18 protein-coding genes and 1 pseudogene are annotated in these 24,464 nt (G+C 68.6%); 11 read left to right on the top strand and 8 right to left on the bottom strand.

From position 1 onward, the window contains the following. Positions 1–124: 124 nt before the first annotated feature. Positions 125–604 carry a DUF3052 family protein gene (locus tag IPN47_21950; protein ID MBK9410661.1) on the top strand — a complete coding sequence of 160 codons (480 nt, stop codon included), beginning with the start codon at positions 125–127 and terminating at the stop codon, positions 602–604. 91 nt (positions 605–695) lie between these two features. Here the strand turns inward: IPN47_21950 and IPN47_21945 are convergent, their stop codons facing one another. Then, entirely contained in the window at positions 696–1,118 is a 423-nt protein-coding gene (locus IPN47_21945; GenBank protein ID MBK9410660.1) for a prepilin-type N-terminal cleavage/methylation domain-containing protein, read from the bottom strand. A 565-nt stretch (positions 1,119–1,683) separates the two neighbouring features. On the opposite strand from IPN47_21945, the pseudogene IPN47_21940 reads away from it, so the two are divergent. The 6 genes and pseudogenes from IPN47_21940 to IPN47_21915 all read left to right on the top strand — a co-directional run bounded on the left by IPN47_21940 (position 1,684) and on the right by IPN47_21915 (position 9,919). Next, a pseudogene (locus IPN47_21940) lies at positions 1,684–2,308 on the top strand (TetR/AcrR family transcriptional regulator). A gap of 31 nt (positions 2,309–2,339) precedes the next feature. Then, the gene (locus tag IPN47_21935; protein MBK9410659.1) at positions 2,340–3,974 is read left to right on the top strand and encodes a TolC family protein; all 1,635 of its coding nucleotides are present in this window, start codon (positions 2,340–2,342) and stop codon (positions 3,972–3,974) included. A gap of 50 nt (positions 3,975–4,024) precedes the next feature. Continuing rightward, complete coding sequence (locus tag IPN47_21930; GenBank protein MBK9410658.1) at positions 4,025–5,131, top strand: efflux RND transporter periplasmic adaptor subunit; 1,107 nt, start codon at positions 4,025–4,027, stop codon at positions 5,129–5,131. A 12-nt stretch (positions 5,132–5,143) separates the two neighbouring features. Continuing rightward, entirely contained in the window at positions 5,144–8,329 is a 3,186-nt protein-coding gene (locus IPN47_21925; GenBank protein MBK9410657.1) for an efflux RND transporter permease subunit, read from the top strand. A gap of 348 nt (positions 8,330–8,677) precedes the next feature. Continuing rightward, positions 8,678–9,286: a hypothetical protein gene (locus IPN47_21920; GenBank protein ID MBK9410656.1), complete on the top strand. Its 609-nt coding sequence runs from the start codon at positions 8,678–8,680 to the stop codon at positions 9,284–9,286. Between the two features lie 6 nt (positions 9,287–9,292). Next, complete coding sequence (locus IPN47_21915; GenBank protein ID MBK9410655.1) at positions 9,293–9,919, top strand: VTT domain-containing protein; 627 nt, start codon at positions 9,293–9,295, stop codon at positions 9,917–9,919. Positions 9,920–9,993: 74 nt separating this feature from the next. Here IPN47_21915 and IPN47_21910 read toward each other — a convergent pair whose 3' ends face one another. From IPN47_21910 to IPN47_21895, 4 genes are all read right to left on the bottom strand, one after another. Continuing rightward, the gene (locus tag IPN47_21910; protein MBK9410654.1) at positions 9,994–10,377 is read right to left on the bottom strand and encodes a response regulator; all 384 of its coding nucleotides are present in this window, start codon (positions 10,375–10,377) and stop codon (positions 9,994–9,996) included. An 88-nt stretch (positions 10,378–10,465) separates the two neighbouring features. Then, complete coding sequence (locus IPN47_21905) at positions 10,466–11,425, bottom strand: EamA family transporter (GenBank protein ID MBK9410653.1); 960 nt, start codon at positions 11,423–11,425, stop codon at positions 10,466–10,468. Then, on the bottom strand, positions 11,422–12,534 hold the full coding sequence (locus tag IPN47_21900; protein ID MBK9410652.1) for an ABC transporter permease: 1,113 nt from the start codon (positions 12,532–12,534) through the stop codon (positions 11,422–11,424). The genes IPN47_21905 and IPN47_21900 overlap by 4 nt, the downstream gene beginning before the upstream one ends. 1 nt (position 12,535) lies before the next feature. Continuing rightward, positions 12,536–13,471, bottom strand: coding sequence for an ABC transporter ATP-binding protein (locus IPN47_21895; GenBank protein ID MBK9410651.1), 936 nt, complete (start codon positions 13,469–13,471; stop codon positions 12,536–12,538). 196 nt (positions 13,472–13,667) lie between these two features. Between IPN47_21895 and IPN47_21890 the strand changes: the two genes are divergently transcribed. The 3 genes from IPN47_21890 to IPN47_21880 all read left to right on the top strand — a co-directional run bounded on the left by IPN47_21890 (position 13,668) and on the right by IPN47_21880 (position 18,160). Beyond that, positions 13,668–15,056: a hypothetical protein gene (locus IPN47_21890; protein MBK9410650.1), complete on the top strand. Its 1,389-nt coding sequence runs from the start codon at positions 13,668–13,670 to the stop codon at positions 15,054–15,056. A gap of 36 nt (positions 15,057–15,092) precedes the next feature. Continuing rightward, a complete protein-coding gene (locus IPN47_21885; protein ID MBK9410649.1) occupies positions 15,093–17,576 on the top strand; it encodes a hypothetical protein in 2,484 nt (827 codons plus the stop codon). A gap of 137 nt (positions 17,577–17,713) precedes the next feature. Further along, positions 17,714–18,160, top strand: a complete 447-nt coding sequence (locus IPN47_21880) for an MscL family protein (protein ID MBK9410648.1) — start codon at positions 17,714–17,716, stop codon at positions 18,158–18,160. Positions 18,161–18,282: 122 nt separating this feature from the next. On the opposite strand, the gene IPN47_21875 is transcribed toward IPN47_21880, so the two are convergent. The 3 genes from IPN47_21875 to pruA form a co-directional block, all read right to left on the bottom strand. Further along, the gene (locus IPN47_21875) at positions 18,283–18,735 is read right to left on the bottom strand and encodes a DUF2721 domain-containing protein (GenBank protein MBK9410647.1); all 453 of its coding nucleotides are present in this window, start codon (positions 18,733–18,735) and stop codon (positions 18,283–18,285) included. A 43-nt stretch (positions 18,736–18,778) separates the two neighbouring features. Then, a complete protein-coding gene (locus tag IPN47_21870; GenBank protein MBK9410646.1) occupies positions 18,779–19,696 on the bottom strand; it encodes a PhzF family phenazine biosynthesis protein in 918 nt (305 codons plus the stop codon). 214 nt (positions 19,697–19,910) lie between these two features. Next, entirely contained in the window at positions 19,911–21,569 is a 1,659-nt protein-coding gene (pruA, locus tag IPN47_21865; protein ID MBK9410645.1) for an L-glutamate gamma-semialdehyde dehydrogenase, read from the bottom strand. A gap of 255 nt (positions 21,570–21,824) precedes the next feature. Between pruA and IPN47_21860 the strand changes: the two genes are divergently transcribed. Then, positions 21,825–24,437 (top strand): Ig-like domain-containing protein, encoded by a 2,613-nt coding sequence (locus tag IPN47_21860; protein MBK9410644.1) that lies wholly within the window; start codon positions 21,825–21,827, stop codon positions 24,435–24,437. The last annotated feature ends 27 nt before the right edge of the window (positions 24,438–24,464 follow it).

Genomic DNA, 24,464 nt, shown 5'->3' with positions numbered 1-24,464 from the left:
ACCAACTGCACCCTCGAACGCGCCCGGCGGAAACTCGTGGGCAAGGCGCTCCCGGAGAAGTGACCACATCGCGTTCCGTGGCAAGACGAAGAACGCGAAGTTCCTCCTCTCCGAGTTGTCGCGCGTGGAGATCCAGGGCAACGCGCTCGTCCTGGAGCACCCGGAAGGGCCGGCCTTCTTGCATCTGGCAGAAGGGATGGCCGCGAAGTGGCTGGCCAAGATTCGGAATCCCCGGTCGCTGCTCGACAAGCTGGGGGTCTCGGAAGGGATGAAGGTCGTCGTCATCAACGTGGACGACGCGGACTTCCTGCAGCAGCTCGAACGCCGCATTGGTTCGTACGCGACCCGACCGACCCCGAAGAGTGACGTGATCGTGTACGGTGCCGAGAACCAGACCGCGCTGGAGCGCCTCGAAGCCCTGAAGGGGACGCTGGTCCCCAATGGCGCCATCTGGGTCGTGCACCGGAAGGGGAAGGAGGCGACGCTACGCGACGTCGAGGTGTTCGCGGCCGGACGCCGCGCCGGACTGGTCGACAACAAGGTCGCGTCGTTTTCGGCGACGCACACCGCCGAGCGTCTCGTGATTCCGCGCGCCGAACGTTAGGCACCGCCCCACTCGCGTGATACGCAGAACGCCGCGCCCGTGATCGGAGCGCGGCGTTCGTGTGACGAGGGGCCGTCCGCCAGGCGGTGGACTACGGCGTGATTGGCGCTCCCGCGCCCGGCGGCAGTCCCGTGGCGGCGCCGCAGCTGATGTCGCCTGAAGGCGTTCCGGCCGCGGTGACCCGTCCGACCGACATGGTGCACTGCGTCCCGGTGAGCTTCACGTGGAGCGCCGTCGCGTCGAAGCCGGCGAACGGGTCGCTCGCGGTGATGGTGATGCGCACGTCGCTCGTCGCGCGCCAGTCGAGCTGCGTCGGGTCCGTCGTATAGAAGTGGTTCTCCGCCCAGAACCCCTCCTCGGCGATCCTGAGCTCCGCGAGGTCGGCCTTGAGGGCCGCCGTGAAGGCCTTACCCCGCATGGAGTGGTACTTCGGGACGGCGACCGCGGTGAGGACGCTGAAGACAGCCATCGCGACGAGGATCTCGACGAAGGTGAATCCAGTTCTGCGGGTCATGATGCGCTCCGACGGGGACGATTCGAGGGTGGAACCGATGCCCGCTGGAAAAGCAGGAGCGGTGCCACAGGTGATCCAACACACACAGTTTCGGCTCATTTCGCCGGAACATGAGGCCGGGCTTTCGGGAGCCGTTCCGTCCGACAGTCGGTCCAGTTGCACATGAAGAACATGCCCAAGCGCATTGGCAGTATTGAGTTGCGGTAAGTGTAGCAAACGAATGTTTCGGTTCTGGCGACCTGCACACCGCGTTGAAGAATCTGGGTGGCAGGACGCTGGGACCGACCGCCCTGGGCGCGCGGCCCGCGTGGCAGGCGTTACGACACCGCCACGAATCGTCACGCCTGTCGTGCCGACTCGGCAATGGAATCGCTTCCACGTGGAGCCTCGGCGGCCCCCGCTGCGGGCCCCATGAGTCGTTCGACCGATGCGTGGTCTGCCCGGACCGATGAGAGTTCGACGCGCGGGACGTCCAACTTCGCTGAAACTCGCCTCCGAGGTCGTTCGTTAGATGCAAGTACTTGCTTGCGTGCCGGGATATCCCGGCAATTCATTTCCAGGATCTATGGACAACCGAGACAAACTCCTGCTCGCGGCGAGTCGGATCTATGCCGAAGTCGGCTTTCGCGGCGCGACGACGCGCCGCATCGCCGATGAGGCCGGGGTGAACGAGGTGACCTCTTCGCCTGTTCGGCTCCAAGGCCCAGCTCATCGCAGAGGCGATCTCCTGCCAGGACCCGATGGGGACGGTCTCCCTGCCGGAGCACCCCGTCGATCCGCTCCGTGAGTTGGCCGCATGGTGCGATGGACATACGGTGGTCCTGCGCGAGATGCGGGCGATGATCCGAAAGACGATGGCCGATCTGGAGGAGCACCCCGAAATGGCGCCGCACCTCTGCAACGGCCAGACACCGCACTTCAACGAGTTGGTCTGCTACTCCACGCGAGTCGTGGCGCAATTCTCCACGGCAGGTGGCGGCGACGTCGTCACCGCGTGCTCGATGCTGTTCAGCGCGATCTTCGCCGACGCGATGTCGCGCGATGTCGTCCCCACCATCTACCCACAGCCCGAACACGAGGCGTCCACGCGATACGTCCGCGTCTTCCTTCGCGCACTCGGCGTTCCTGAGTCAAACGACCTCGTTGCCCGCGCGCCGGTGTCGCACGTGACCGACAGCGAGGCGGCCTGAGATGCCAACCGATTCCCTCCTACCTTCTTCTATGAAGTCCGTGCACCAGGTCCTCTCGACGGCGCTGGCGGTGGCGATTCTGGCCCTGCCGGTTCGCGCGCAGGGGCCTCGATCCCTCTCGCTCGAGGATGCGTTGCGGCTGTCGCAGACGCAGAGCGAAGCGCTGCGCATCGCGCAGGCTGGCGTCACGCGCGCGCAAGGACAGCAGATGCAGGCGCGCTCCCAGTACCTGCCGCAGGTGAATGGCACGGCGGGGTACACCCGTACGCTCGCCACGCAGTTCTCGGTCTTCCAGTCCAGCGGCCCAACGGCACAGCCTGGGCCGAGCGTCCCGCCGGTCCCACCGTCGGACACCACGACCTATTTCCAGCCCTGTACACGCTACCTCGCGACCGTGGGGGCCACGGAGGCGCAGCGCCTGTCCGGGCTCGAGCTGTACTCGCGATGCGCCTCCAGCGGCGGAGGAATCGACTTCTCGCGCGCGGGCTTCGGCGCCAAGAACCAGTACCAGCTCGCGGCGAACGGTTCGCTGACGCTCTGGTCGGCCGGGCGCGTGCAGGCGCAGGTGCGCTCGGCGGCGGCTGGCCGTCGCTCGGCGGAGATCGAGCTCGGCTCGCAGCGCGCCAAGCTCGCCCTCGATGTGACCGAGGCGTACTACGACGCGGTGCTGGCCGACCGCCTGGTGGCGATCGCCGAGTCGTCGTTGGCGACGACCGAGGGGACGCTGCGGCAGACCACACTGGCGCGTCAGGTCGGGAACCAGTCGGAGTTCGAGCTGCTGCGGGCGCGGGTCACGCGCGACAACCAGGTGCCCGTGGTGCTGCAGCGCCGCACGGATCGCGAGCTGGCGTTCCTGCGGCTCAAGCAGCTGCTCAACCTGCCCTACGCGGAGCCTGTGCAGCTGACGAGCGACATCAACGAACCGGCCGACGTGCGCGACGTGCGCGCGGTGTCGGTGACGGGGGCGCTCGCCGCTGGTGTCGACACGAGTGTCTCCAGTCGTGCGCCGGTGCGCCAGCTCGATGAGGCGCTCAAGGCCCAGGAGGCCCAGCTCAAGATCGCGAAGAGTGAGTGGCTCCCCACGATCAGCGTGTCGTCGGCGTACAGCCGCGTGGCGTTCGGTTCGGGCGGGGTCCCGGCATGGGGCAACTGGCTCAACAACTGGACCGTGGCGTTAGGCGCTTCCTTCCCGATCTTCACCGGCGGGCGCCTTCGCGGCGAACAGCTGGTGGCGCGCGCCGGGGTGGAGGAGTCCCGCGCCCGCCTGGACCAGACGCGCGAGCTGGCGGCGCTCGACGCGGCACAGACGATCGCGCAGTTGCAGCAGGCCGAGGCGGCGCTGGCGGCGAGCGTCGGGACGACCGAGCAGGCCACCCGGGCGTTCGCCATCGCCAACGTGCGCTATCGCGAGGGACTCTCGACGCAGATCGAGCTCTCCGAGTCGCGGCTCAACCTCGACCAGGCGCGCATCAATCGCGCGCAGGCCGCGCGCAACCTGCAGGTCGCCCGCATGCGACTGGCGCTGCTCAGGGATCTCCCGTTAGGCACCGCCAGTGCCGCGATGGGGGCCAGTGCGGCGAGTGGTGCATCTGGCGCCGGTGGCGCCGCCACGCAGGGCACGCGCAGCACGACGCAGCAGGCATCGACCTCACAGATTCCCCAATAGTGGAGCCATTTCCTCCCATGTCCGTCATACCAAACCGTTCGATGCCTCGCGTGCTCGTTCCCACGGCGCTGCTCCTCGTCGCCGCGTGCGGCGGCACGGAGGCCGATGCCAAGGCCAAGGGCGAGGCGGCGCCTCCCGCCCCCACGGCCGTCAGTGCCGAAAACCTCACCGTCGTCCGGCTGGAGAAGATCTCGTCCGGACCGGCACTCTCCGGGTCACTCGCGGCGGAGCGCGAGGCGACCGTGCGTGCCCAGCTGTCGGGGCCTGTCCTGTCGACGCACGCCGACCAGGGGAGCCGCGTGGGCGCGGGGACGCTGCTGGCCCGTATCGACGACCGCACGGTGCGCGACCAGTTCCTGGGGGCGCGCTCAGGCGTCACCACGGCGCAGTCGGCGGCCGATATCGCCGCACGCGAGCTGTCGCGCAGCGAGAAGCTGGCCGAGGCCGGCGCGATCGCCGAGCGTGACCTCGAGTCGGCGCGCCGCTCCAACCTGGCGGCGCAATCGCAGCTCGACGATGCCAAGGCTCGACTCACGTTGGCGCAGAAGCAGCTCGACGACGCGCAGGTGCGTGCGCCGTTCGCGGGAGTGGTGAGCGTGCGTTCCGTCTCGGCGGGTGATGTGGTGCAGCCGGGGGCCGCGCTGTTCACCGTGATCGATCCGCGCAGCATGCGCCTCGAGGCGAACGTTCCCGCGTCGCAGCTGTCGGCGATCCGGATCGGTGCGCCGGTGACCTTCAGCGTCACGGGCTACCCGGGCAAGGCCTTCACCGGCAAGGTCACGCGCATCAACCCGTCGGCCGATCCCAGCACCGGACAGGTGCGCATCGTGGCGTCGATTCCCAACGAGCGCAACGCGCTGGTGTCGGGGCTCTTCGCCGAGGGGCGGGCGCAGTCGGAGTCGCGTGAGGCACCAGTGGTTGGTGCGAACGCGGTCGACGTTCGCGGCGTTCGTCCGTGGGTGCTCCGCCTCAAGGGGGGGCGCGCCGAGAAGGTCGAGGTCGAGCTGGGCCTCAAGGACGACGCGACGGAGAAGTACGAGGTGCTGAAGGGGGTGATGACGGGGGATACGCTCCTGCTCGGCGCCGCCCAGGGGATCACGCCGGGAACTGCGGTGCGTGTCAGCGTGCCGAACGACCGTGCGGTTACGAAGAATTAGGCGGGGAGAGCCATGCTAATCTCGGATTTCGCGATCAAGCGACCGATGATCACCATCGTCTCGATGGTGGCACTGGTCGCGTTCGGTCTGGTCGCACTGTTCAAGCTGCAGACCGACGAGTTCCCCGACGTCGCGCCGCCGGTGGTCACGGTGGGGCTCGTTTATCCCGGCGCCTCGCCCGACGGTGTGGAGAGCGAGATCCTCGATCCCATCGAGGAGGCGATCTCGTCGATCGCCGGCGTGAAGCACGTGAACGGCCGGGCCGAAGACGGCTTCGGCTTCATCATGGTCGAGTTCTCGTTCGACAAGCCGCTGCCGGAGGCGACGCAGGACATTCGCGACGCCATCAGCGGCATCCGTCAGGACCTCCCGTCGGAGCTCGAGGAGCCGATCATCAAGAAGTTCAACGACACCGATCTCCCCATCGTGTCGCTGGCGCTCAACTCGTCGACGTTGTCGCCGGCTGAGCTCACGCGCCTGGCCGATCCCGGCATCACGCGCGAGTTCCGGTCGATCGGCGGTGTGGCCGAGGTGAGCGTTCCGGGGAAGCTGGAGCGCGAACTGACCGTCGAGCTCAAGCCCGAGGCACTGCAGGGGGCAGGGATCGGCGTCTCGCAGGTGGTGCAGGCGTTGCAGCTGCAGAACCTCGCGGCGCCCGTTGGCAACGTGAAGGGGACGCTCGACGAGCGGTCGATCCGCCTCAAGGGGCGCCTCGCCTCGCCGGCGGAGTTTGCCAACATTGTCGTCGCCGAGCGCAACGGGCAGCTCATTCGCCTGGGGCAGCTGGCGGAGGTGAAGGACGCCACGGAGGAACAACGCTCGTTGGCGCTCTACACCGATGCCGACGGCCGCATCAAGGAAGCGGTCGGGATCAACATCAAGAAGTCGAAGGGGTACAGCACGACCGACGTGGCGTCGCAGATCCTGGCGCGCGTCGAGAAGATCCGCCAGACGCTGCCGAAGGGGACGACGCTCGACGTGATCAAGAACTCGGGACGCAACGTCGAGAACTCGGTCAGGAACGTGCAGGAGACGCTGATTGAAGGGGCGCTCCTGACGGTGCTCGTCGTCTTCCTCTTCCTCAATTCGTGGCGCTCGACCGTCATCACGGGGCTCGCGCTCCCGGTGTCGGTGCTGGCGTCGTTCATCGCCGTGTGGGTGCTGGGCTTCAAGCTCGAGACGATGTCGTTGCTCGGGCTGTCGCTGGCGATCGGTATCCTCATCGACGATGCCATCGTGGTGCGCGAGAACATCGTGCGACACGTGGAGATGGGGAAGGATCACTACACGGCGGCGCGTGAAGGGACCGACGAAATCGGGCTCGCCGTCGCGGCGACGACCTTCTCGATCCTCGCGGTCTTCGTCCCGATCGCCTTCATGCCGGGCGTGGGCGGGCAGTGGTTCCAGCCGTTCGCCCTGACGATTGCCTGTTCGGTGCTCGTCTCGCTCTTCGTGTCGTTCTCGCTCGACCCGATGCTCTCGGCATACTGGCCCGATCCGCATCTCGAGGAGCACCAGAAGAGCTTCGTCACCAAGGCGCTCGACAAGTTCAACGCCTGGTTCAACAACCTGTCGAATCGCTATCGTCGCGTGATCGCGTGGGCGCTCGACCATCGCGTCGCCGTCGTGGCCATCGCCGTCGGCACGTTCGTCTTCGCGCTGGCGATGCCGGTCCTCAAGATCGGCAACCGGACGCTGGTCGGCGTGCAGTTCTTCCCCACCGACGACAATGCCGAGTTCAACGTGAAGGTTGAGACGCCGCCGGGGTCCAACCTGGACTACACGCGGCTCAAGACCGAGGAGGTCGTGCGCACGATCTCGAAGCACAAGGACTTGGTGCTGTACTCGATGTCGTCGCTCGGCGCCGAGGGAAGTTCGGCGGTGGACGTCGGCAGCATCTACGTGAAGATGGTGCCCAAGGACAAGCGTCCGCTCAGTGTCGAGGCGTTCTGCAACCAGCTGCGTGACGAACTGGCGTCGGTGGGCGGGGCGAACATCGCGGTGTTCGCGACCGACTGGGGCGGAGGTCGCAAGCAGGTGGCCATCGAGATGCGCTCCAACGATGGGGTGAAGCTCGCCGCGGCCTCTGAGCGTGCGATTGCGGCGGTGCGCGGCGTCTCCAACGCGGTGGACGTCAGCCTCTCGTCCAAGGGGCAGAAGCCGGAACTCAACGTCGACCTCGACCGCGGGCTGGCCGGTTCGTTAGGCATCACGGTGGGGCAGGTGGCGCAGGCGTTGCGCCCGGCGTTTGCCGGGATCGACGCCGGCGACTGGGAGGATCCGAGCGGCGAGATGCGCGACGTGGTCGTGCGCCTGGCGCCCGAGGCCCGTCGCCGCGCGCAGGACCTGCGCCAGCTTCCGCTGGTGGTGCAGGGGCCCAACGGCGGCGCGCCGACCACCCTCCCGCTGGGGCAGGTGGCGAAGATCGAGAACGGCGTGGGGCCGGCGGTGATCAACCACCTGGATCGTGACCGCGTGGTGAACGTGGAGTTCAACGTGGCCGGCCGGTCGGTGGGTGAGGTGACAACCGATGCGCAGGCGGCGATCGCCGCCCTCGACCTCGGTCCCGACATCCGGATCACGCTCGGGGCCGAGGCGCAGCAGCAGAACGAAGTCTTCGGGCAGATCTTCCTGGCCCTGGGGACGGCGGTCATGCTGATGTACCTCATCCTCGTCATGCAGTTCGGGTCGTTCCTCGACCCGATGGCGATCATGATGTCGCTCCCGCTGTCGCTGATTGGCGTGATGCTGAGCCTCGCGCTCACCAACAACACCATCAACCTGATGTCGCTCATCGGCGTCATCCTGCTGATGGGGATCGTGGCCAAGAACGCGATCCTGCTCATCGACTTCGCCAAGTGGGCGCGGGAGAAGCAGGGGATGCCCCTGCGCGAGGCGCTCATCGAGGCCGGGGCCATCCGCTTGCGCCCGATCCTGATGACGACCTTCGCGCTGATCGCCGGCATGCTGCCGGTCGCGCTCGGGCGTGGGGAAGGGTCGCAGTTCCGCGCCCCGTTAGGCATCGCGGTGATGGGGGGGGTGATCACCTCGACGCTCCTGACACTCGTCGCGATTCCGACGTTCTACGAGATCCTCGACCAGATGCGCAGTCGGTTTGCGCGCATCTTCGGCTTCCGCGTCTCGCAGCAGACGGGGGAGCATCCGGTACAGGGGGTGGCGCCGGTGGCAGGCGACTAGGGCCATTGGGAGTCGGACGACGGGAGGGCCCCCGGCCGCGGTGCGGCTGGGGGCCTTTCTGTTGCGTGACGACCGCGCGCGCCTGCTGAGGGTGGGCGGGACGTGCGCCGATGGGCACTCCGGCGGCGACGCCGAGTATTCAGGGGAGAAAGCGGGCGACAGCGAGCGCCGTCGCTGGCGCCCACCTCGGACCGGCGTGCGCCAACCGCCTGTGATGGTGGTGCCTCCCGCGCCATGGCAATTGCCCTGACGACGGTGCCGCTTCCCGGGAGTCCCGAGGGGGGACTGACGCCCTTAATGTTCTTCCTGCACGTTGCATCCGAACGACCCGCGTTACGAGGCCATGTCATGCTGTCCCACTACACCACTCCCACGACCACTCCGCTCTTGCCGCTCCTGTTGCAGCGCATCGCGTCGCGCGTCCCTGTGGCGTCGCTGCTCGCGCTGGTGTTTCTGTCGTCGCTCGTGGCCTGCGCCGGTGGCCGCGACGCCGCACCGTCCGATTCAGCGGTCGCCGCTCCTGGTGCCGGTGCAGCCGGTGCAGCCGGTGCCGCTGGTGCCGTCGGTCGCCCGAGTGACGAGCCGCCCCACGGCGGTACGCTGGTGGCCCTTGGTGGCGGTGCATACCATCTCGAGTTTGTGCTCGACACGGCGACCACGATCCTGACGGCCTACGTCCTCGACGGCGCGACGAAGGAACCGGTCCGACTGACGCAGCCCCGCATCGACCTCAAGATGCTCGACCTCATGGAGGGGAACGTGGAGGTCTACACGGTGCTGGCTGCCAAGGGGAGCGTGAAGACGGGGGAGACCGTGGGCAACACGGCGACGTTCATGGCGTTCGTCCCGGAACTCAAGGGACGCGGGCGCTTTCGCGCGGTGGTCCAGCGCGTGGAGGTGGGGGAGAAGGTCTTCACCGACATCGCCGTCACCTTTCCCGCGGAGGCGCGCCTCTAGGGGGGCGTGTCGCTGGTGCTCCAGCTCCCACCGGCCCTGCTCGACATTCTCTCGCTCAGCGACCTGAGCGAGCGGTGGGCGTATGTGACGTTAGGCTTCTCGTCGATCCTCACCGAGGAGTTCGCCCCCCTGGTGGGCGGATTCGCCGCGGAGCAGGGGCACCTGCGATTCCCCGCCGTCGTCGTGGCCTGCGCGACCGGCGTATTCGTCCTCTCGGCGGTGCTGTACTTCGTGGGGCGGTGGCGCGCCGCGTGGGTGCGGCTCAAGCTCCGCAAGTCGCCCCCGATCGTGAAAAAGCTCCTGCGTGCGATGCGCTGGAGTCCGTGGCGCAGCACGATCCTGGCGCGCGTGGCCTTCGGCGGTCGCATCGCGCTCCCGCTGGCGTGCGGGGCCGCGCACGTCCCGCCGTGGATCTTCCTCACGGGGACCGCGGTGGCCTCGGTGGTGTGGGCGGCCCTCGTCGCGGGGCTCGGCTGGGTCTTTGGCGAGGCGGCGGTGTTGCTGGTGGGCGAGGTGCGCCGCTTCGAGACGCCGATCGCCTTGCTGCTCGTGGCGTTAGGCGGTGGGGTGTACTGGTGGCTCCGGCGGCGGCAACGCCTCGCCGCGCAGGGGGCCGCGCCGCCCGCGCCCTAGGCCTCCCTCCGGAACACACGGATGGGAAGACGGGTCACTCGAGGGCGCGGCCCCGGATGTTGGTGCCGCGCCGGCTACGCGCCGCCTGGCGGATGCGACAGCGCCTTCACCACCGCCTCGTAGAGCTGGTCCGGCAGGAACGGCTTGGCCAGGAGGACGGTGGCCCCGAGATCGCCGGCCGAGTCGAGCGCGAGAAAGGAGGCGCGTGAATCACCCCCCGAGACGGCCACGATCGGGATGTCGGGCTGGCGCGCGCGCAGCGCCATGATCGCCTCGATGCCATCGACATTCGGCATGTAGAGATCGGTCACGACGAGGTCGGGTCGCTCGAAGTCCCACATGGCGATCCCCTCGCCGCCGTCGCGCGCCGTCACGACCTCGAACCCCTTCGATCGGAGCGACCGCGACATCAACGTGCGGAGCGACTCGTCGTCCTCGATGACCAGAATCTTCTGCATGCAGATGAGGTGCGTCCAACGGTTGCCGAACGGTCTCGGCCCAGCACAGTCACATCGACCAATCTACACGAGCGAGTGACTGCATGCGCTATGCGGCGTCGGTCGACGCGACGGGAAACTCATCCGTCTTGAGCGCCGCTTGCTGCGGCGGTCCCGATGCCCCGAAGCTCACGATCAAGGCCACCGCGCCCACGATCACGGCGGAGGCCACCATCATGCGCGGTGTCAGCACCTCGCCGGCGAATGCCCAGCCCAGCAGCACGGCGACGACCGGATTCACGTACGCGTACGTCGAGACACGCGCAGGGGTGGAGACGGTGAGCAGGTACATGTACGCCGAGAAAGCGATGAGCGAGCCGAAGGTCAACAGGTAGAGGAATGACCACCAAGCGATCGCTGGCGTCTCGGCGATCGAGTATCCGTCCCACTGTCCCGTGAGCGCCGACACGACCGTGAGCGCGCCGCCACCACAGATCATCTGCATCCCGCTCAGCAGTTGCGGTGACGTGGGGCGCGGCGCCTTGCGAGCGTAGAGGGAGCCGGCGGCCCACACCGCCGTTCCTCCAATGATCGACAGCGCCCCAGCGGGATCGATCCCGCCGCCGCCGCCCATGAGGTCACCCGGACCGATGAGGATCGCAACGCCGGCGAGCCCGGCCAGCAGGCCAAGGATGACCCCCGCGTTCGGCCGTCGTTCGCGGTGACCCAGCCAATCGAAGAGCACCATCCAGCACGGGGTGATGGCGACGAGGAGCGACGCCACGCCCGAGGGGATGCGGCGCTCCGACCAGGCGACCCCGGCGTTCGACGTCATCAGCATCACGCCGACCAGTCCCGCGGAGCGCCAATGCAGGGCGCGCGGCCGCTCGGCGCCGCGCCAGCGGCCGTACGCGTACAGCAGGACGCCGGCGATGAGAAAACGGGCCCCGGCCATCCCTAACGGTGGAATGAAGGCCACCGCGTACTTGATGAACAGGTACGTGGAGCCCCAGAGCAGGTAGACGGCGGCGAAGGCGGCGATGACTTTCGAGCGGGGGGCGCCGGTCATCGCCACCGGAAGATCTTGAGCGCGACCGCGAAACAGGCGACGAGCCACGCCGCGAGAATGGCCAGTTCACCGCCGACGGCGGCGAAGCCCCCGCCCTGGAGCATGTTGACGCGCATGGCATCGACGGCTGCGGTGAGCGGCAGTGCCTGCACGAGCGGTTGCACCGCGTCGGGGAAGTTGGTGGCGGCGAAGAAGACGCCGGAGCCGACCCACATGGGGAGCATCACGAAGTTCATGAGCCCCGACGCCCCCTCGAGCGTACGCGCTCGCGAGGCGATGAGCAGGCCAAGCGCCCCGAAGGTCAACGTGCCGAGTGTGCAGATGGCGGTGAAGACGAAGAGCGAGCCGCGCATCGGCACCTGGAAGACGAGCGAGCCAAAGGCCGCGACGACCGCCACCTCGACGACCATCATCACCAGGCGCATGAGGAGGAACGACAGCAAGTACTCGGCGCGCGACATGGGGGTGGCGAGGAAGCGCTTGAGGAGCTTCTTGCGTCGCGCGTCGACGATGCCGAAGCCGAGTCCCCAGATGCCGCCGCCCATCAGGTTCATCGCCAGGAGCCCCGGCAGGACAAAATCGATGTAGCGCGAGCCAGGCTCGCTCACCAGCGTCTCGCGCACGGCGACCGGATCGCGTCGCCCGGCGGCGCGCTGCAGGGCGCGATCGACGAGCAGTCGTGCGGTCCGCGCCTCGGTGCGCGCGTCGTCGTAGCGGTACTCGGCATTGGCGCCGTCCTGCGGGACGATGAGGAGGGCGATGCGTCCGATGCGGAGCGCCGTGGTAGCCGCCGTGTCGTCGAGGACTTCGACGGCCAGCGACGAATCGCGGGCGAGCGCCGTGCGGAGCGAGTCGGCGCCCGGAGCCGTCGCGAGCACGGCGACCTTGGCCACTTCGGCGGGACGCGAGCGGAAGGCGATCCCAAGCCCCGACGCCATCAGGATCGGGAAGACGAAGGTCCAGAAGACCGCCTCGGGTTCGCGCACGAACTCCCGGAAGCGGGCGAGCGTGAGTTGCACCAGCGGCGAGAGGGGGCGGTCCGGCGTGGCCGGCGCGCGGCGTGCAGGGCGGTGGCCCGTCGCCTCGGGCGGGGGGAGAGTCGCACTCATCTCATGCCTCCCTGAGGTGGCGCCCGGTGAGCGAGACGAAGACGTCCTCGAGCGTCGGCGAGTGGGTGCGGAGCTCCGTGAGCGTGAGGGCGCGCCGGGCGATGAGGGCGAGGAGCGCCGGGATCGTCTCGTGGGCCGCGGTGACCTGCAGCGTGTGGAGCGCGCCGTCGCTGCGGGCGCGGATCACCCCCGGGAGGGCGGCCACCTCGTCGGCGGGGAGCGTCTCGCCGTCGCCCACGGCGCATTCCACCACCTGCTCGGCGCCTAACGACCGAATCAGTTCGCGTGGCGTGCCGAGGGCGATCACCTGCCCGCGGTCGACGATGGCGATGCGGTCGCACAGGCGTTCGGCTTCGTCCATGTAGTGCGTGGTGAGCATGATGGTCGTGCCGCCGGCGCGCAGGTGCTCGACGAGCTCCCAGAGCTGGCGACGCGACTGCGGATCGAGCCCCGTGGTCGGTTCATCGAGGAAGACGAGGTCGGGATCGCCGGCCAGGGCGCAGGCCACCGACAGGCGCTGCTTCTGCCCCCCCGAAAGGGCGCTCACCCGCGCATCGCGCTTCTCCTCGAGCTGTACCCGCTCGATGATCGCCTCGACCGTCGGCCCGTTGGCGTAGAACGAACGAAAGAGGCGCACGGTCTCGGCGACCGTGAGCTTGTCGGCGAATTGCGATTCTTGCAGCTGAACGCCGAGCCGTTGGCGCAGTGCGTGCTCGTCGGTCTGCCAGCGCTGGCCCAGCACGACCACGTCGCCGCCATCGGGCTCGAGGAGCCCCTCGCAGATCTCGATGGTCGTCGTCTTGCCGGCGCCGTTGGGGCCCAGGAGGCCGAAGCACTCGCCCGCGCGGACCTGCAGGTCGAGTCCGTTGACGGCGACCACGTCGCCATAACGCTTCTGCAGCGCCCGGACGTCGAGCGCGAGGGGGGAGGGGGGCATACAGGGGAGTTTAGGCTCCCGTCGTCAGGGGCAGAAGATCGGATGACGAGAAGACAAGAAGTCGGGACACCCCCGGCCGCCTGTCGCCTCGGCGGGGCTCGGTGGATTCCCGCGCATGATGCAGTAGCGCAGATTGCACGGAGGTGACGACAGCGCCGACGCATCTCGCGTGGCGCGCACGCCATTGTTATCCGGGATGACTGTCCCTCCAGAGTCGACGCGTCCTGACGCCGAGGTGCTCCGCCTGCTTGCTCGGGGCGTCGAGGACGGAATCATCACGCCGCAGCAGCGTGATCGGCTCGCCGCGCTCGCCCCGTCCGTCACGGAACCGCGTGCCACGTCGGTCGGCGACGAGGCGCGCCCCCGTGCATCCGCGCTGTCGGTCGTGACCGTCGCATACGCGGTCGGCGCCCTGCTGGTCGTCTTCGCCTGCGGCTGGTTCCTCCTTGATCGCTGGGCGCGTCTCGGCCCTTGGGGGGTGCTCGGTGTGGCGCTCGGCTATGTCGCGGTGCTCGTCCTGGCCGCGCGCGGACTGCGCCGTAGCGGCTTTTCGCTCGCGGCCGACGTCGCCACCATGCTCGTGGTCGCGCTGGCCCCGCTCGTGGCGTGGCCATTCCTCTCCCTCGCTGGGCGCTGGCCGGACGTCGTGAGCCGCGACCCGCTGTTGCGCGACACCGTGTGGATGGGGTGGCAGTGGCTCGTGCTCGAGGGGGTGACGATGCTCGCCGCGCTCGTCGTCCTGCGGCAACGGCCGATCGTCACCGTCACGTGGCCGCTCGCCGTCGCGCTCTGGGGGAGCTGGTTGCACCTGAGCCAGCTCGTGCGCGGCTACGATGGACCGTTGGGCTTCGAACGGTGGATGATGCTGAGCGGAGGCTTGTTCATCCTGTTCGTCGCCGAGCGCGTGGAGCGGTGGCAACGCCGTGCGCCCCGACGTGCGCGGGTTGCGGCTGACGGCTCGACCGTGGGGCCTTCCGTGGGCGACGTGGCCAACGCCTTCTGGGTGACGGGGCTCATCACCACCGCCATCGCGTACCTCATGATCTGGGTTCGCGCCGACGACTCCCCCTGGCAGCACCTCCTCCCGTTGCTCTCGCTCGGGCTGGTCGCGCTCTCGCTCTACGTGCGTCGTCGCACGCTCCTGCTCGTTGGGGTCCTCGGCATCCTGGGCTACCTGGGGTTCCTCGCCGAGGACGTCTTCCGCGACTATCTCTCGTTCCCGATCCTCCTTGCTGGCTTCGGGATCCTCGTCATCCTCGCGACGGTCTGGACGCAGACCCGGTTCCCGGCGCTCGTCGACCGACTGGAGGCCAGTCGTGGGAGCGACGAGCGGCCCTTCCCCTGGAGCCCGCCGATGGCGGCGCTCCCGCTCTTCGTGGCGCTCGTCATGGCCGTCGTCGCGAGCGCGGAGCGTGAGGAGGCGCGCACCCAGGCGGCCTTCCTCGCCAGACTCACTCTCCTGCGTCAGCACAGCGGCTCGACACCGGTCGCGTCGCGAAAGGGGGTCGATCGCCCCCCCCGGCGGCCGCCGGCCGGGCCGACGACGGGCGACTCCGCACGAAACCTTCCGGGCCAGGCGTCGTAGAAGTTCGCACGGTTCTTCTGACACGGAGTGTTGCACATGCTGGCCGTTCTCACGCTCGCCCTCGCCTTTCAGGAAGTCACCGTGCGCATGGGCGCACCCAGCGAGAAGGCGAAGGCCGACAGTGTGCGACTTCAGGCGCGACGCGACTCGATCCGGTACGAGGCGCTGGAGCGGCGCCTCGACCGGGAAAAGCGGGCTCCCCGGCGTATTGCGCTGACCCCCGAGCTCGAGCGGTCGGCCTTTCTCGACAACGACGCGCGGACGTTGCTCCTGCAGGCGCGTGAGGCACGACTGCGCCAGGACTCGGCGCTGCTCAACTACGACGCGAGCGCGTATCAGCGTCTCTCGGTGGGGATGGGGTTCCGTGCCATGGGGCGCGACCGGCTCCTGTTCCGGACCGAGAACGCGTCGCGCGTGCGCTGGTCGCGCGGCGGCGGCGTACACGTCGACCTCAAGGGGGCGCGCTCGGTCTTTCCCGCGGCCGAGCAGGAGGCGGGCGAGGTGAACATGGATGAGGCGACGCCCATCCCGTACTACCCGGGGCGCGAGGCACTCTGGATCGGCTCAGGGCAGGCGCGCGCCGAGGTGGACGAGGGGGAGTTGATCCATCCGATCGCGTTAGGCGCCGAGGCGTACTATCGGTACGCCACCGGCGACTCGCTGACCATCACCCTCCCGGATGGCCGGGCCATTCGCCTGCGCGAGTTGCGCATCGAGCCGAGGCGCCCCGAGTGGAAGCTCTCGGTGGGGTCGTTCTGGTTCGATGTCTCGACCGGGCAGCTCGTGCGTGCGGCCTATCGGCTGGCGGCGCCGCTCGACATCTGGGGGATCGTCGACGACGAGGTGGCGCGCGAGAAGCAGGAGGCCAAGGCGCGCGGCGAGAAGCCGGATCCGGATGACGAGCCCCCCGGTTGGGTGAAGGGGATGATGACGCCGATGCAGGCGCAGCTCGAGGCGGTGACGATCGAGTACGGGTTGTACGGCGGGCGCTTCTGGCTGCCGCGTGCACAGTATGCCGAAGGGTGGGCGCGCGCGTCGTTCATGCGCATCCCGTTCAAGATGGAGGAAGGGTTCAAGTACGCGAGCGTGAACGGGACCGACTCCATGCCGACCGTTCCCGCGCTCATGACGCGCCGCCAGCTGCGCGATTCCCTCTTCGGCGATTCGCTCAAGTGGAGCGAGCTGACGGCCGATCAGCGCAAGCAGCGGATCGCCAGGCTGGTGGAAGCCGATTCGACGCGCCGCGCGCGCCTGGCGACGGTGCGGACCGACGACTGCGCCCGGACGGGCTACTACACGCGGGTCGAGACACGCAACGAGAACTCGCTCGTGACGGCGGTTCGCATTCCGTGCGACAGCACGGTGCTCGCCACCGCGAAGGAGCTGCCGCCGTCGATCTACGAGCCGGGGGAGCAGCTCTTCGGCGCCGGAGAGCGCGACGCGCTCCTGAAGGAACTCGACTTCTCGTTGCAGCCGGTGTGGGCGCCGATGCCGGTGCGTCTTTCGTACGGCCTGGGCCACACACGCTTCAACCGCGTGGAAGGGCTGTCGCTGGGGGCGACGGCGACGCAGCAGCTGGGGCGCGGCTACTCGTGGGACGCCACGGCGCGCCTTGGCGTGGCCGACCTGGTGCCGAACGCCGAACTCGGCGTGGCGCGCACCAACGGGCGCACCACGTGGCGCGTGGCGGGCTATCACAAGCTGGCGGTGGCCAACGATGACTGGGGGTCGCCGCTCTCGTTCGGGGCGTCGCTGGGGGCGCTGCTGTACGGGCGCGACGAGGGGTACTACTACCGCACCACCGGTTTGCAGCTGACGAACGGACTCAACCGCGGTGGGGCGACGAGTACGCGCCTCTTCGTCGAGCGTCATGCCGATGTGGCCAACGAGACGCGCTTCAACCTGTCGCGTGCCCTGGGCGGCGGGAGCGAGTTCGCCCCGAACATCCAGGCGGTCGATGCGACGCTCGCCGGCGTTGCGCTGCGCGACCAGCGCTCGGCGGGGCTCGACCCACGCGGGTGGCGCCTGCTCTCCGACCTGCGCCTCGAGGGCGGGTGGGCGGCGTTCGACAGCGTCGACGTGAGCCTGTCGCGCGGCTACGCGCGGGTGGCGGGTGAGGCGACGGTGAGCCGCGGGTTGGGGGAACGCCTGGCTGCGGCGCTCACCGTGGGCGGTGGCACGAGTGCCAACGCGCCGTTGCCACAGCGCGGCTTCTTCCTTGGCGGGGCGCAGACCGTGCGCGGTCAACAGCTCGGTGCAGCTGGCGGTGTGACGGGTGGCGAGGCCTACTGGCTCACGCGGGGCGAGCTCGCGCTGTCGGCGCGCGCGGTGCGCCCCGTGGTGTTCGGCGACTTGGGATGGGCCGGCCGGCGCGCTGACTGGCAGCATCCGGGGCGCCCGATCAGCGGGGCGGGAATCGGGGCGTCGGTGCTCGATGGCCTCGTGCGACTCGACCTCGCGCGCGGCATCTATCCGCGCAAGCAGATGCGCCTGGACCTCTACGTCGAGGCGCGCTTCTAGACGCCGGATCCTAAAACGAGAAAGGCGCCTTCACGCGCGCGCCACGAAGGATGTTGGCACGGTGAATCGCCCGCATCGCGCGTCGGCGCGCGCGCATGTGCGCGCGACCCTTGCCGAATTCTCAGAAACTTCTCACATTGCCCCCGCGCAAACACCTCGGCGCGTTAGGTGGCGACCTCGAGTGGCGGAGCACGTGCACCATGTGGGAGGACTTCAAGAAGTTCCTTGAGAAGGCGAATGTCGTGGGGCTGGCGTTGGCCGTGATCGTGGGCGGTGCCGCGGGTGGCCTCGTGAAGGCGATGAGCGACGACTTCCTGATGCCGATCATCGGGGCGGCGCTTCCGGATGGCGATTGGCGCAAGTACACGCTGGATGTGGGGTCGATCAAGTTCGGCGTTGGCGACTTCGTCGGCGTCTTCATCAACTTCGCGATCATCTCGTTCATCGCGTGGCAGATCGGCAAGCTGTTCATGAAGCCCGAGCCGCCGGCACCGCCGGCGCCGCCCACCAAGTCGTGCCCGTTCTGCGTGAGCACGATCCCGGCGGCGGCCACGCGTTGCGCACACTGCACGTCGCAGCTGTAGGCGCGTCGCGACGAGCAGCGTCTGGGCAGCTGCAGTTGCAGATGGGACGAGGGCGCGGCCGGTGGCCGCGCCCTCGTTGTTTCTCCCAATGGCCGTGGCCAGTCGGCGACGCGATCAGCGCGTCACGTCGGCTCCCGACCGGGACCGAAATGCAGGCTCCCGACCGCGAGGAAGATCTCGCGCAGGAAGGTGACGAGGCACCCGATGAGGCAGAAGGTGCACGTGACGAAGAGCGCGGCGACGGCGCCGCGGACGTCGAACGAGAAGTAGGCACCCACGAAGAGCACGGCGATCACGAGGCAGACGAGCAGCGCCGACATCGTCCCCAGCGTGATGGCGACGTTCACCATCTTGGCGCGCCGCGAGAGGAAGCCGAGTTCGACGCGCAGCTCCTGTGTCTCTCCCGTGGTGGCGGCGTGGAACTCGTGTTCCATCCGTCGCCCCCGGTCGATGATGCGCCCGAGGCGGTTGGCGAGGACGCTGAGCAACGTCGCCACGCCGGTCAGGAGAAAGACCGGTGCGACGGCGAGCTGGATGACGTGGACGATGTCGGAGACGACCGGCTCGCCTTGCATGGATCCCCCGTGACAGAGAGTGGCGCGCGTGGTGGCGGCGCCGTTACAGCCTGATCGTTCCCGACGACACCAGCACCGCCGCCCCACCCACGCGCACCGCGGCGATCGTCCCGTCGCGCTTGTCGCAGGCGACGTGCAGCAGGCTCGGGCGCCCCATCTCGTAGCCCTGCTCGACGATCCAGCGCAATGTCCCGTTCACCGTCGCGTCGCGCAGGCCGAGGTAGCCGCCTAACGCGGCGCACGCCGATCCGGTGGCCGGGTCCTCGGGGACCGATTCTCCAGGGGCGAACATGCGCGCGCGCACCTGGTGTGCGGGATCCTCGGCGTCCATGGCGAAGACCATGACCATGTGCGCCGGCGTGCGCGAGAGCGCGGACTCCCACAGGTCGAGCTTGAGGCGCGCGCGCCGGACCGCGTCGCGCGTGCGCAGCGGGACGAAGGTGAACGGGAGCCCGCACGACACCGCCTGGGGGTGGAAGGCCCCGCCCGCCAGGTCGGACTCACCTAACGACAGCATCGGGGCGAGCACCTCGGGGCCGGGGACCGGCGGCAGGATCTCCGGCAACTTCGCGACCGAGAGCTCGGCGAACGTCGCCACCCCGTCGGTCGCGCGAATGCTGACGCGGACGGGGCCAACCCCTTCCTCGAAGACGATCGCCGTCTCGTCGCCGGTGAGTGGGATCTCCCCCAGTTCCGCCAGCACCAACGCCGTCCCGACCGTCGGATGCCCCGCAAAGGGCACCTCGCCCCCGGGGGTGAAGATGCGCACGCGCCGCGTGTGCGCGGCATCGTCAGGCGGGAGGACGAAGGTCGATTCCGAGTAGTTGAACTCGCGGGCGATGGCGTGCATCTCCTCGGTCGTGAGCCCGCGCGCGTCGGGGAGCACGGCGAGCTGGTTGCCGCCGAAGCGCGTGGACGTGAAGACGTCCGTGGTGTGGAAGGTGTACTCGCGGAGGGGCATTGTTCCAAGGAAGACGGGAAGACGGGAAGACGAGAAGACGAGAAGACGAGATGAACTACGATGCGGCGGCGTTTGTGAATGTACGACCTCCCCGCGTCGCCGTGAACGCAGAGAGGGCGCGCCGCTCTCGCGTGCGCGCCCTCTCGCCCTCTCGTCTTCCCGTCTTCCCGTCTTCCCGTCTTCCCGTCTTCCCGTCTTCCCGACCTCAGGCGTTCTACGCGTCGCCCATGAACGGGTACTGATACGCCGTCGGCGGAACGAACGTCTCCTTGATCGAGCGCGGGCTCACCCAGCGCAGCAGGTTGAGCTTCGAGCCGGCCTTGTCGTTGGTCCCCGAGGCGCGTGAGCCGCCAAACGGCTGCTGCCCCACGACGGCGCCGGTGCACTTGTCGTTGATGTAGAAGTTGCCGGCCGCGTTGCGCAGCGTCACCATCGCCTCGCGCACCGCCTGTCGATCGTTGGAGAAGACCGCGCCGGTGAGGGCGTAGGGCGACGTCCGGTCGACGGTCTCCAGCGTCTCCTGCCACTTGTTGTCGTCGTAGACGAAGACGCTCAGCACGGGGCCGAAGATCTCTTCGCACATGGTGCGGTAGTCGGCCTTGGGCGACTCGATGAGCGTGGGCTCGATGAAGTAGCCTTCCTCGCCCCGCGCACCGCCGCCGGCGACGATCCTGGCGTTCTGCTTGGCGTCGGCGAGATAGCCTGAGATCTTGTCGAACGCCTTCTTGTCGATGACAGCGCCCATGAAGTTGCGGAAGTCGCGCGTGTCGCCCATGCGAATGTCGGCGATCATCGCGACCATCGCGTCCTTCACCGCGCCCCACTGGGACTGCGGCACATAGGCGCGCGACGCAGCCGAGCACTTCTGCCCCTGGTACTCGAAGGCGCCGCGCACGAGCCCGACGGCGAACGCCTGCGCGTCGGCCGAGGGGTGCATGATCATGAAGTCCTTGCCGCCGGTCTCGCCCACGATGCGCGGATACGTGCGGTAGTTGGACATGTTGCCGCCGATCGTCTTCCACATCGAGTTGAAGACGCCGGTGCTCCCCGTGAAGTGCACGCCAGCGAGATCGCGATGCGTCAGGACCTTGTCGCTGATCATCTGCGAGTCGCCCGGGACGAAGTTGATCACCCCCGGCGGGAGCCCGGCTTCCTCGAGGATCTTCATGATGTAGTAGCCGGAGAGCACCGCCGTCGCGGCGGGCTTCCAGAAGACGCCGTTCCCCATCAACGCCGGCGAGCCGGCGAGGTTGCCGCCGATCGCGGTGAAGTTGAACGGCGAGATGGCGTACACGAATCCTTCGAGCGCGCGATAGTCGCTCATGTTCCACACGCCCGCGCTCGAGATCGGCTGCTCGTGGTAGATCTCCTGCGCGTACTGCGAGTTGAAGCGCCAGAAGTCGGCCAGCTCGCAGGCGGCATCGATCTCCGACTGGTAGACCGTCTTGGACTGGTTGAGCATCGTGGCGGCGTTGATCGTGTCACGCCAGGGGCCGGCCAGGAGGTCGGCGGCGCGCAGGAAGACCGCGGCGCGATCTTCCCAGTTCCACTGTGACCACTCACGCTGCGCGTCGACCGCCGCCTTGATGGCCAGGTCGACCTGCGCCGGGTTCGCCTTGTGGTAGTCGGCCAGGATGTGCGCGTGCTGGTGCGGCATGACCGCGTGCCCCACGTCACCCGTGCGGAACTCCTTCCCGCCGATCATCACCGGAATCTCCACCCGCTCGGCGCTCATCGACTCGAGACGCCGCTTGAGGGACGCGCGTTCAGGGGAGCCCGGCGCGTAGGAACGGACGGGCTCGTTGACGACGGTCGGGATCCGCCGAACGCCGTTGAAGCCGACTGCGCCGGGGCGCAGGACGGAATCGGTCATGGGAACCTTGTGGGCGGTGGAAAGGTCTTTAGGGGGTTGCCGCGGAGAGATTTTGTGCGCCGCGGCACGGTCGGACACGCGCGCCGTAACGCGTGCGGGGGCAAGATAGTCCGAGGCAAAATGAGGCGCCAACGAGTCGTCCCGGGGGGTGCGTCCGGGACACGGGGGCGTCACAGGGTGGTCTGTAGGTATCGCGGGACCCACCACGTGTCAGGTAGGTTGTGAGCGCTGTCTTTCCCCCTGTCGAGGCGTTGCATGCGTGAATTTCGGTGGTCAGCCGTGGCCGTGGTGTCGGTCGTCGCCCTGCTCACGGCCTGTGGTGGTGATTCCGGTGGTCCGGCCAAGGTGGCGCGCGTCGACGTCTCGTCGCTCGCCAATCAGGTCGAGGTAGGGGCGACCCTCCAGTTCTCAGCGAGCCCGAAGGACGGCAAGGGGAACCCGCTGACCGGGCGTGCTGTAACCTGGACGTCATCGGCGGCGGCCATCGCCTCCGTCGACAACTCGGGGATCGTGACCGGCGTGGCGCCGGGAGCGGCCACGATCACGGCGACGTCCGAAGGGGTGACCGGCACCCTCGGTGTGACCGTGATCCCGGTGCCGGTCTCGACCGTCACGATCGACAATCGCACGCCCAGCGTTAGGCAGGGTGGGACGGCGCAGCTGAGCGCGACGGCGCTCGATGCCCTCGGGCGCACGCTCGCCGGCCGCACCATCACCTGGTCGAGCGCGCTCCCGGCCATCGCCAGCGTCACGCAGCAGGGGCTCGTGACCGGCGTGACGTCGGGGAGCACCTACATCCGCGCGACGAGCGAAGGGAAGACCGACTCGGTCCCGATGCTCGTGCGCTCGCTCAACGCACCGACCATCGCGGGTGTCTCGCCGGCCACGTGGACCCCGGGGATCGCGGCCACCATCACGGGGACCAACTTCGCCGGCGATCTGTCGAACAACGCCGTCTTCGTGAACGGCGCGCGCGCGACGGTCACCGCCGCCACCACGACCTCCATCAGCTTCGTTGTGCCTGCGGCGACCATCCTGCCATGCTCGCCGAACGGCCCCGTGCCGATCGTCGTTTCCGTCGCCGGCGATTCGGCCTCGGGGAGCGCCAACCTCGCCATGGCGACGCCGCGACAGCTCGCCGTCGGCGAGTCGATGCTGCTGACGGGGGCGGGCGAGGTGGGGTGCAACGAGTTCAGCACGACCGGTGGTACGTACGTCGTGACGGCCTTCAACCATGCGACCAGTGCGGCGCAGGCGGTGAACTTCCAGCTGGTGGGTGCGGCGCGCGCTTCGGCGACGTCGGCGCTCCTTGCGCCGGCCCGGACGTACGCCCTCTCGGCGCCGTCCGCCCCTGTGATGGGGCCCGTCGCGCTCCCCGCGCCCACGCGCGATGAGAGTTTCGCGAGGGGACATGCCGCGGCGCTCAAGGCCAACCTCGACTTCCTCAACCGGCACCCTAACCTGCGGAGCGCGATGCAGGCCAAGCGCGCCCGAGAGCGCGCCGCGGCCAGCCGCGCCGGCGTCTCGCTGGCGAGCGCCGTGGCCGACCTGCCTAACGTCGGCGACAAGTTCTGGAAGCGCATGATGAAGACGTTCGGCACTTACACCACGTTCGATTCGGTGCGCGTGCGCGTGGTGTACGTGGGGCCCAAGCTCATCATCATGGAAGACTCGCTCTCGCCGCTCGCGGGGACGATGGACGCCGAGTACCAGGCGATCGGGACCGAGTTCGACCGGGACATGTTCGGCTACCTCTCGAGCTTTGGCGACCCGCTCGTGCTCGACGGCGAGACCGACGCCAACGGGCGCGTGATCGCCATCTTCTCCAAGAAGGTCAACGACTACACGATCGGGAGCGGCGGGTCGCTGCTCGGCTTCGTGACGTCGTGCGACTTCGCGCCGCAGTCGGACCCCAACCCGAACAACGCCTGCCTGCCCAGCAACGAGGGCGAGTACTTCTACGCCTTCGTCCCCAATCCCAACGCCACCGGCAATTCGAACTGGTCGCTCGTCGACTGGCGCCACTACGTGCGGGGCACGCTCCTGCACGAGTTCAAGCATGTCGTGATGTTCGCCGAGCGCATCGACCGGGACGCCAACTTCGCCGAGGAAGGGTGGCTGGAGGAGGCGACGGCGCAGCAGGCGACCGAGCTGTGGGCGCGCAAGCTGTACTCCAACAAGCCGCAGCGCAGCGACATCCGGTGGAGCGACGGCATCATCTGCGACTACGTGCGTCCCCCCGACTCGCGCTTCGGCTGCACCGATCCCGTCGAGGCGATCGGGCACCACATGGGCTTCCTGTACCGGCACTACAACGCCAACGAGTCCAAGTCGATCATCAACAGCAGCGATAACGTCATCTACGGCTCGTCGTGGTCGTTCGCCCGCTGGGTGACCGACACCTACGGCGGCGCCGACGAGGGGGCCTTCCTGCGCTCGCTGGTGCAGCAGCAAAACGATCGCGGCATCACGAACCTGCAGAACCGCACCGGGAAGACGTGGGCGGAGATGATGGGGTATTTTTCCCTCGCCTCGGCCTCGGACAACTATCCGGCGGGGACGATCACCGACCCGCGGGCGCGCCTGCAGAGCTGGAACACGCGCGACATCTTCGCGAACATGAGCGCGAGCCTGCGCTTCGGCGACGGGAGCTCGGCCTTCCCGAAGCCGTGGCCCATCAACATGCGCGCGGTCTCGTTCGGGACGTTCCCGTCGACGATCAGCAACGTCTTCACCCTTCCCGGGGGCGGCTTCGCGGCCTGGGAGATCTCGGGCACGCAGACGACGCCGCAGGCCCTGGGGATTCGCGGCATCACCGGCGGCACACCACCGGCGAACGTCGGGATGGCGGTGGTGCGGGTGAAGTAGCAGGGCTGGGCGACGGGAGGCGGGAGT

The organism is Gemmatimonadota bacterium (assembly GCA_016719105.1).
Lineage (GTDB): Bacteria > Gemmatimonadota > Gemmatimonadetes > Gemmatimonadales > Gemmatimonadaceae > SCN-70-22.
Note: the sequence above shows the minus strand (reverse complement) of the source record. Positions and strands in the feature narration are given on the sequence as shown.

Excerpts from the sequence above, each read along its gene's own strand:
- IPN47_21945 (MBK9410660.1), bottom strand. The coding sequence starts at position 1,118 with ATGACCCGCAGAACTGGATTCACCTTCGTCGAGATCCTCGTCGCGATG.
- IPN47_21935 (MBK9410659.1), top strand. The coding sequence starts at position 2,340 with ATGAAGTCCGTGCACCAGGTCCTCTCGACGGCGCTGGCGGTGGCGATT.
- IPN47_21925 (MBK9410657.1), top strand. The coding sequence starts at position 5,144 with ATGCTAATCTCGGATTTCGCGATCAAGCGACCGATGATCACCATCGTC.
- IPN47_21920 (MBK9410656.1), top strand. The coding sequence starts at position 8,678 with ATGCTGTCCCACTACACCACTCCCACGACCACTCCGCTCTTGCCGCTC.
- IPN47_21910 (MBK9410654.1), bottom strand. The coding sequence starts at position 10,377 with ATGCAGAAGATTCTGGTCATCGAGGACGACGAGTCGCTCCGCACGTTG.
- IPN47_21905 (MBK9410653.1), bottom strand. The coding sequence starts at position 11,425 with ATGACCGGCGCCCCCCGCTCGAAAGTCATCGCCGCCTTCGCCGCCGTC.
- IPN47_21900 (MBK9410652.1), bottom strand. The coding sequence starts at position 12,534 with ATGAGTGCGACTCTCCCCCCGCCCGAGGCGACGGGCCACCGCCCTGCA.
- IPN47_21895 (MBK9410651.1), bottom strand. The coding sequence starts at position 13,471 with ATGCCCCCCTCCCCCCTCGCGCTCGACGTCCGGGCGCTGCAGAAGCGT.
- IPN47_21890 (MBK9410650.1), top strand. The coding sequence starts at position 13,668 with ATGACTGTCCCTCCAGAGTCGACGCGTCCTGACGCCGAGGTGCTCCGC.
- IPN47_21885 (MBK9410649.1), top strand. The coding sequence starts at position 15,093 with ATGCTGGCCGTTCTCACGCTCGCCCTCGCCTTTCAGGAAGTCACCGTG.
- IPN47_21875 (MBK9410647.1), bottom strand. The coding sequence starts at position 18,735 with ATGCAAGGCGAGCCGGTCGTCTCCGACATCGTCCACGTCATCCAGCTC.
- IPN47_21870 (MBK9410646.1), bottom strand. The coding sequence starts at position 19,696 with ATGCCCCTCCGCGAGTACACCTTCCACACCACGGACGTCTTCACGTCC.
- pruA (MBK9410645.1), bottom strand. The coding sequence starts at position 21,569 with ATGACCGATTCCGTCCTGCGCCCCGGCGCAGTCGGCTTCAACGGCGTT.
- IPN47_21860 (MBK9410644.1), top strand. The coding sequence starts at position 21,825 with ATGCGTGAATTTCGGTGGTCAGCCGTGGCCGTGGTGTCGGTCGTCGCC.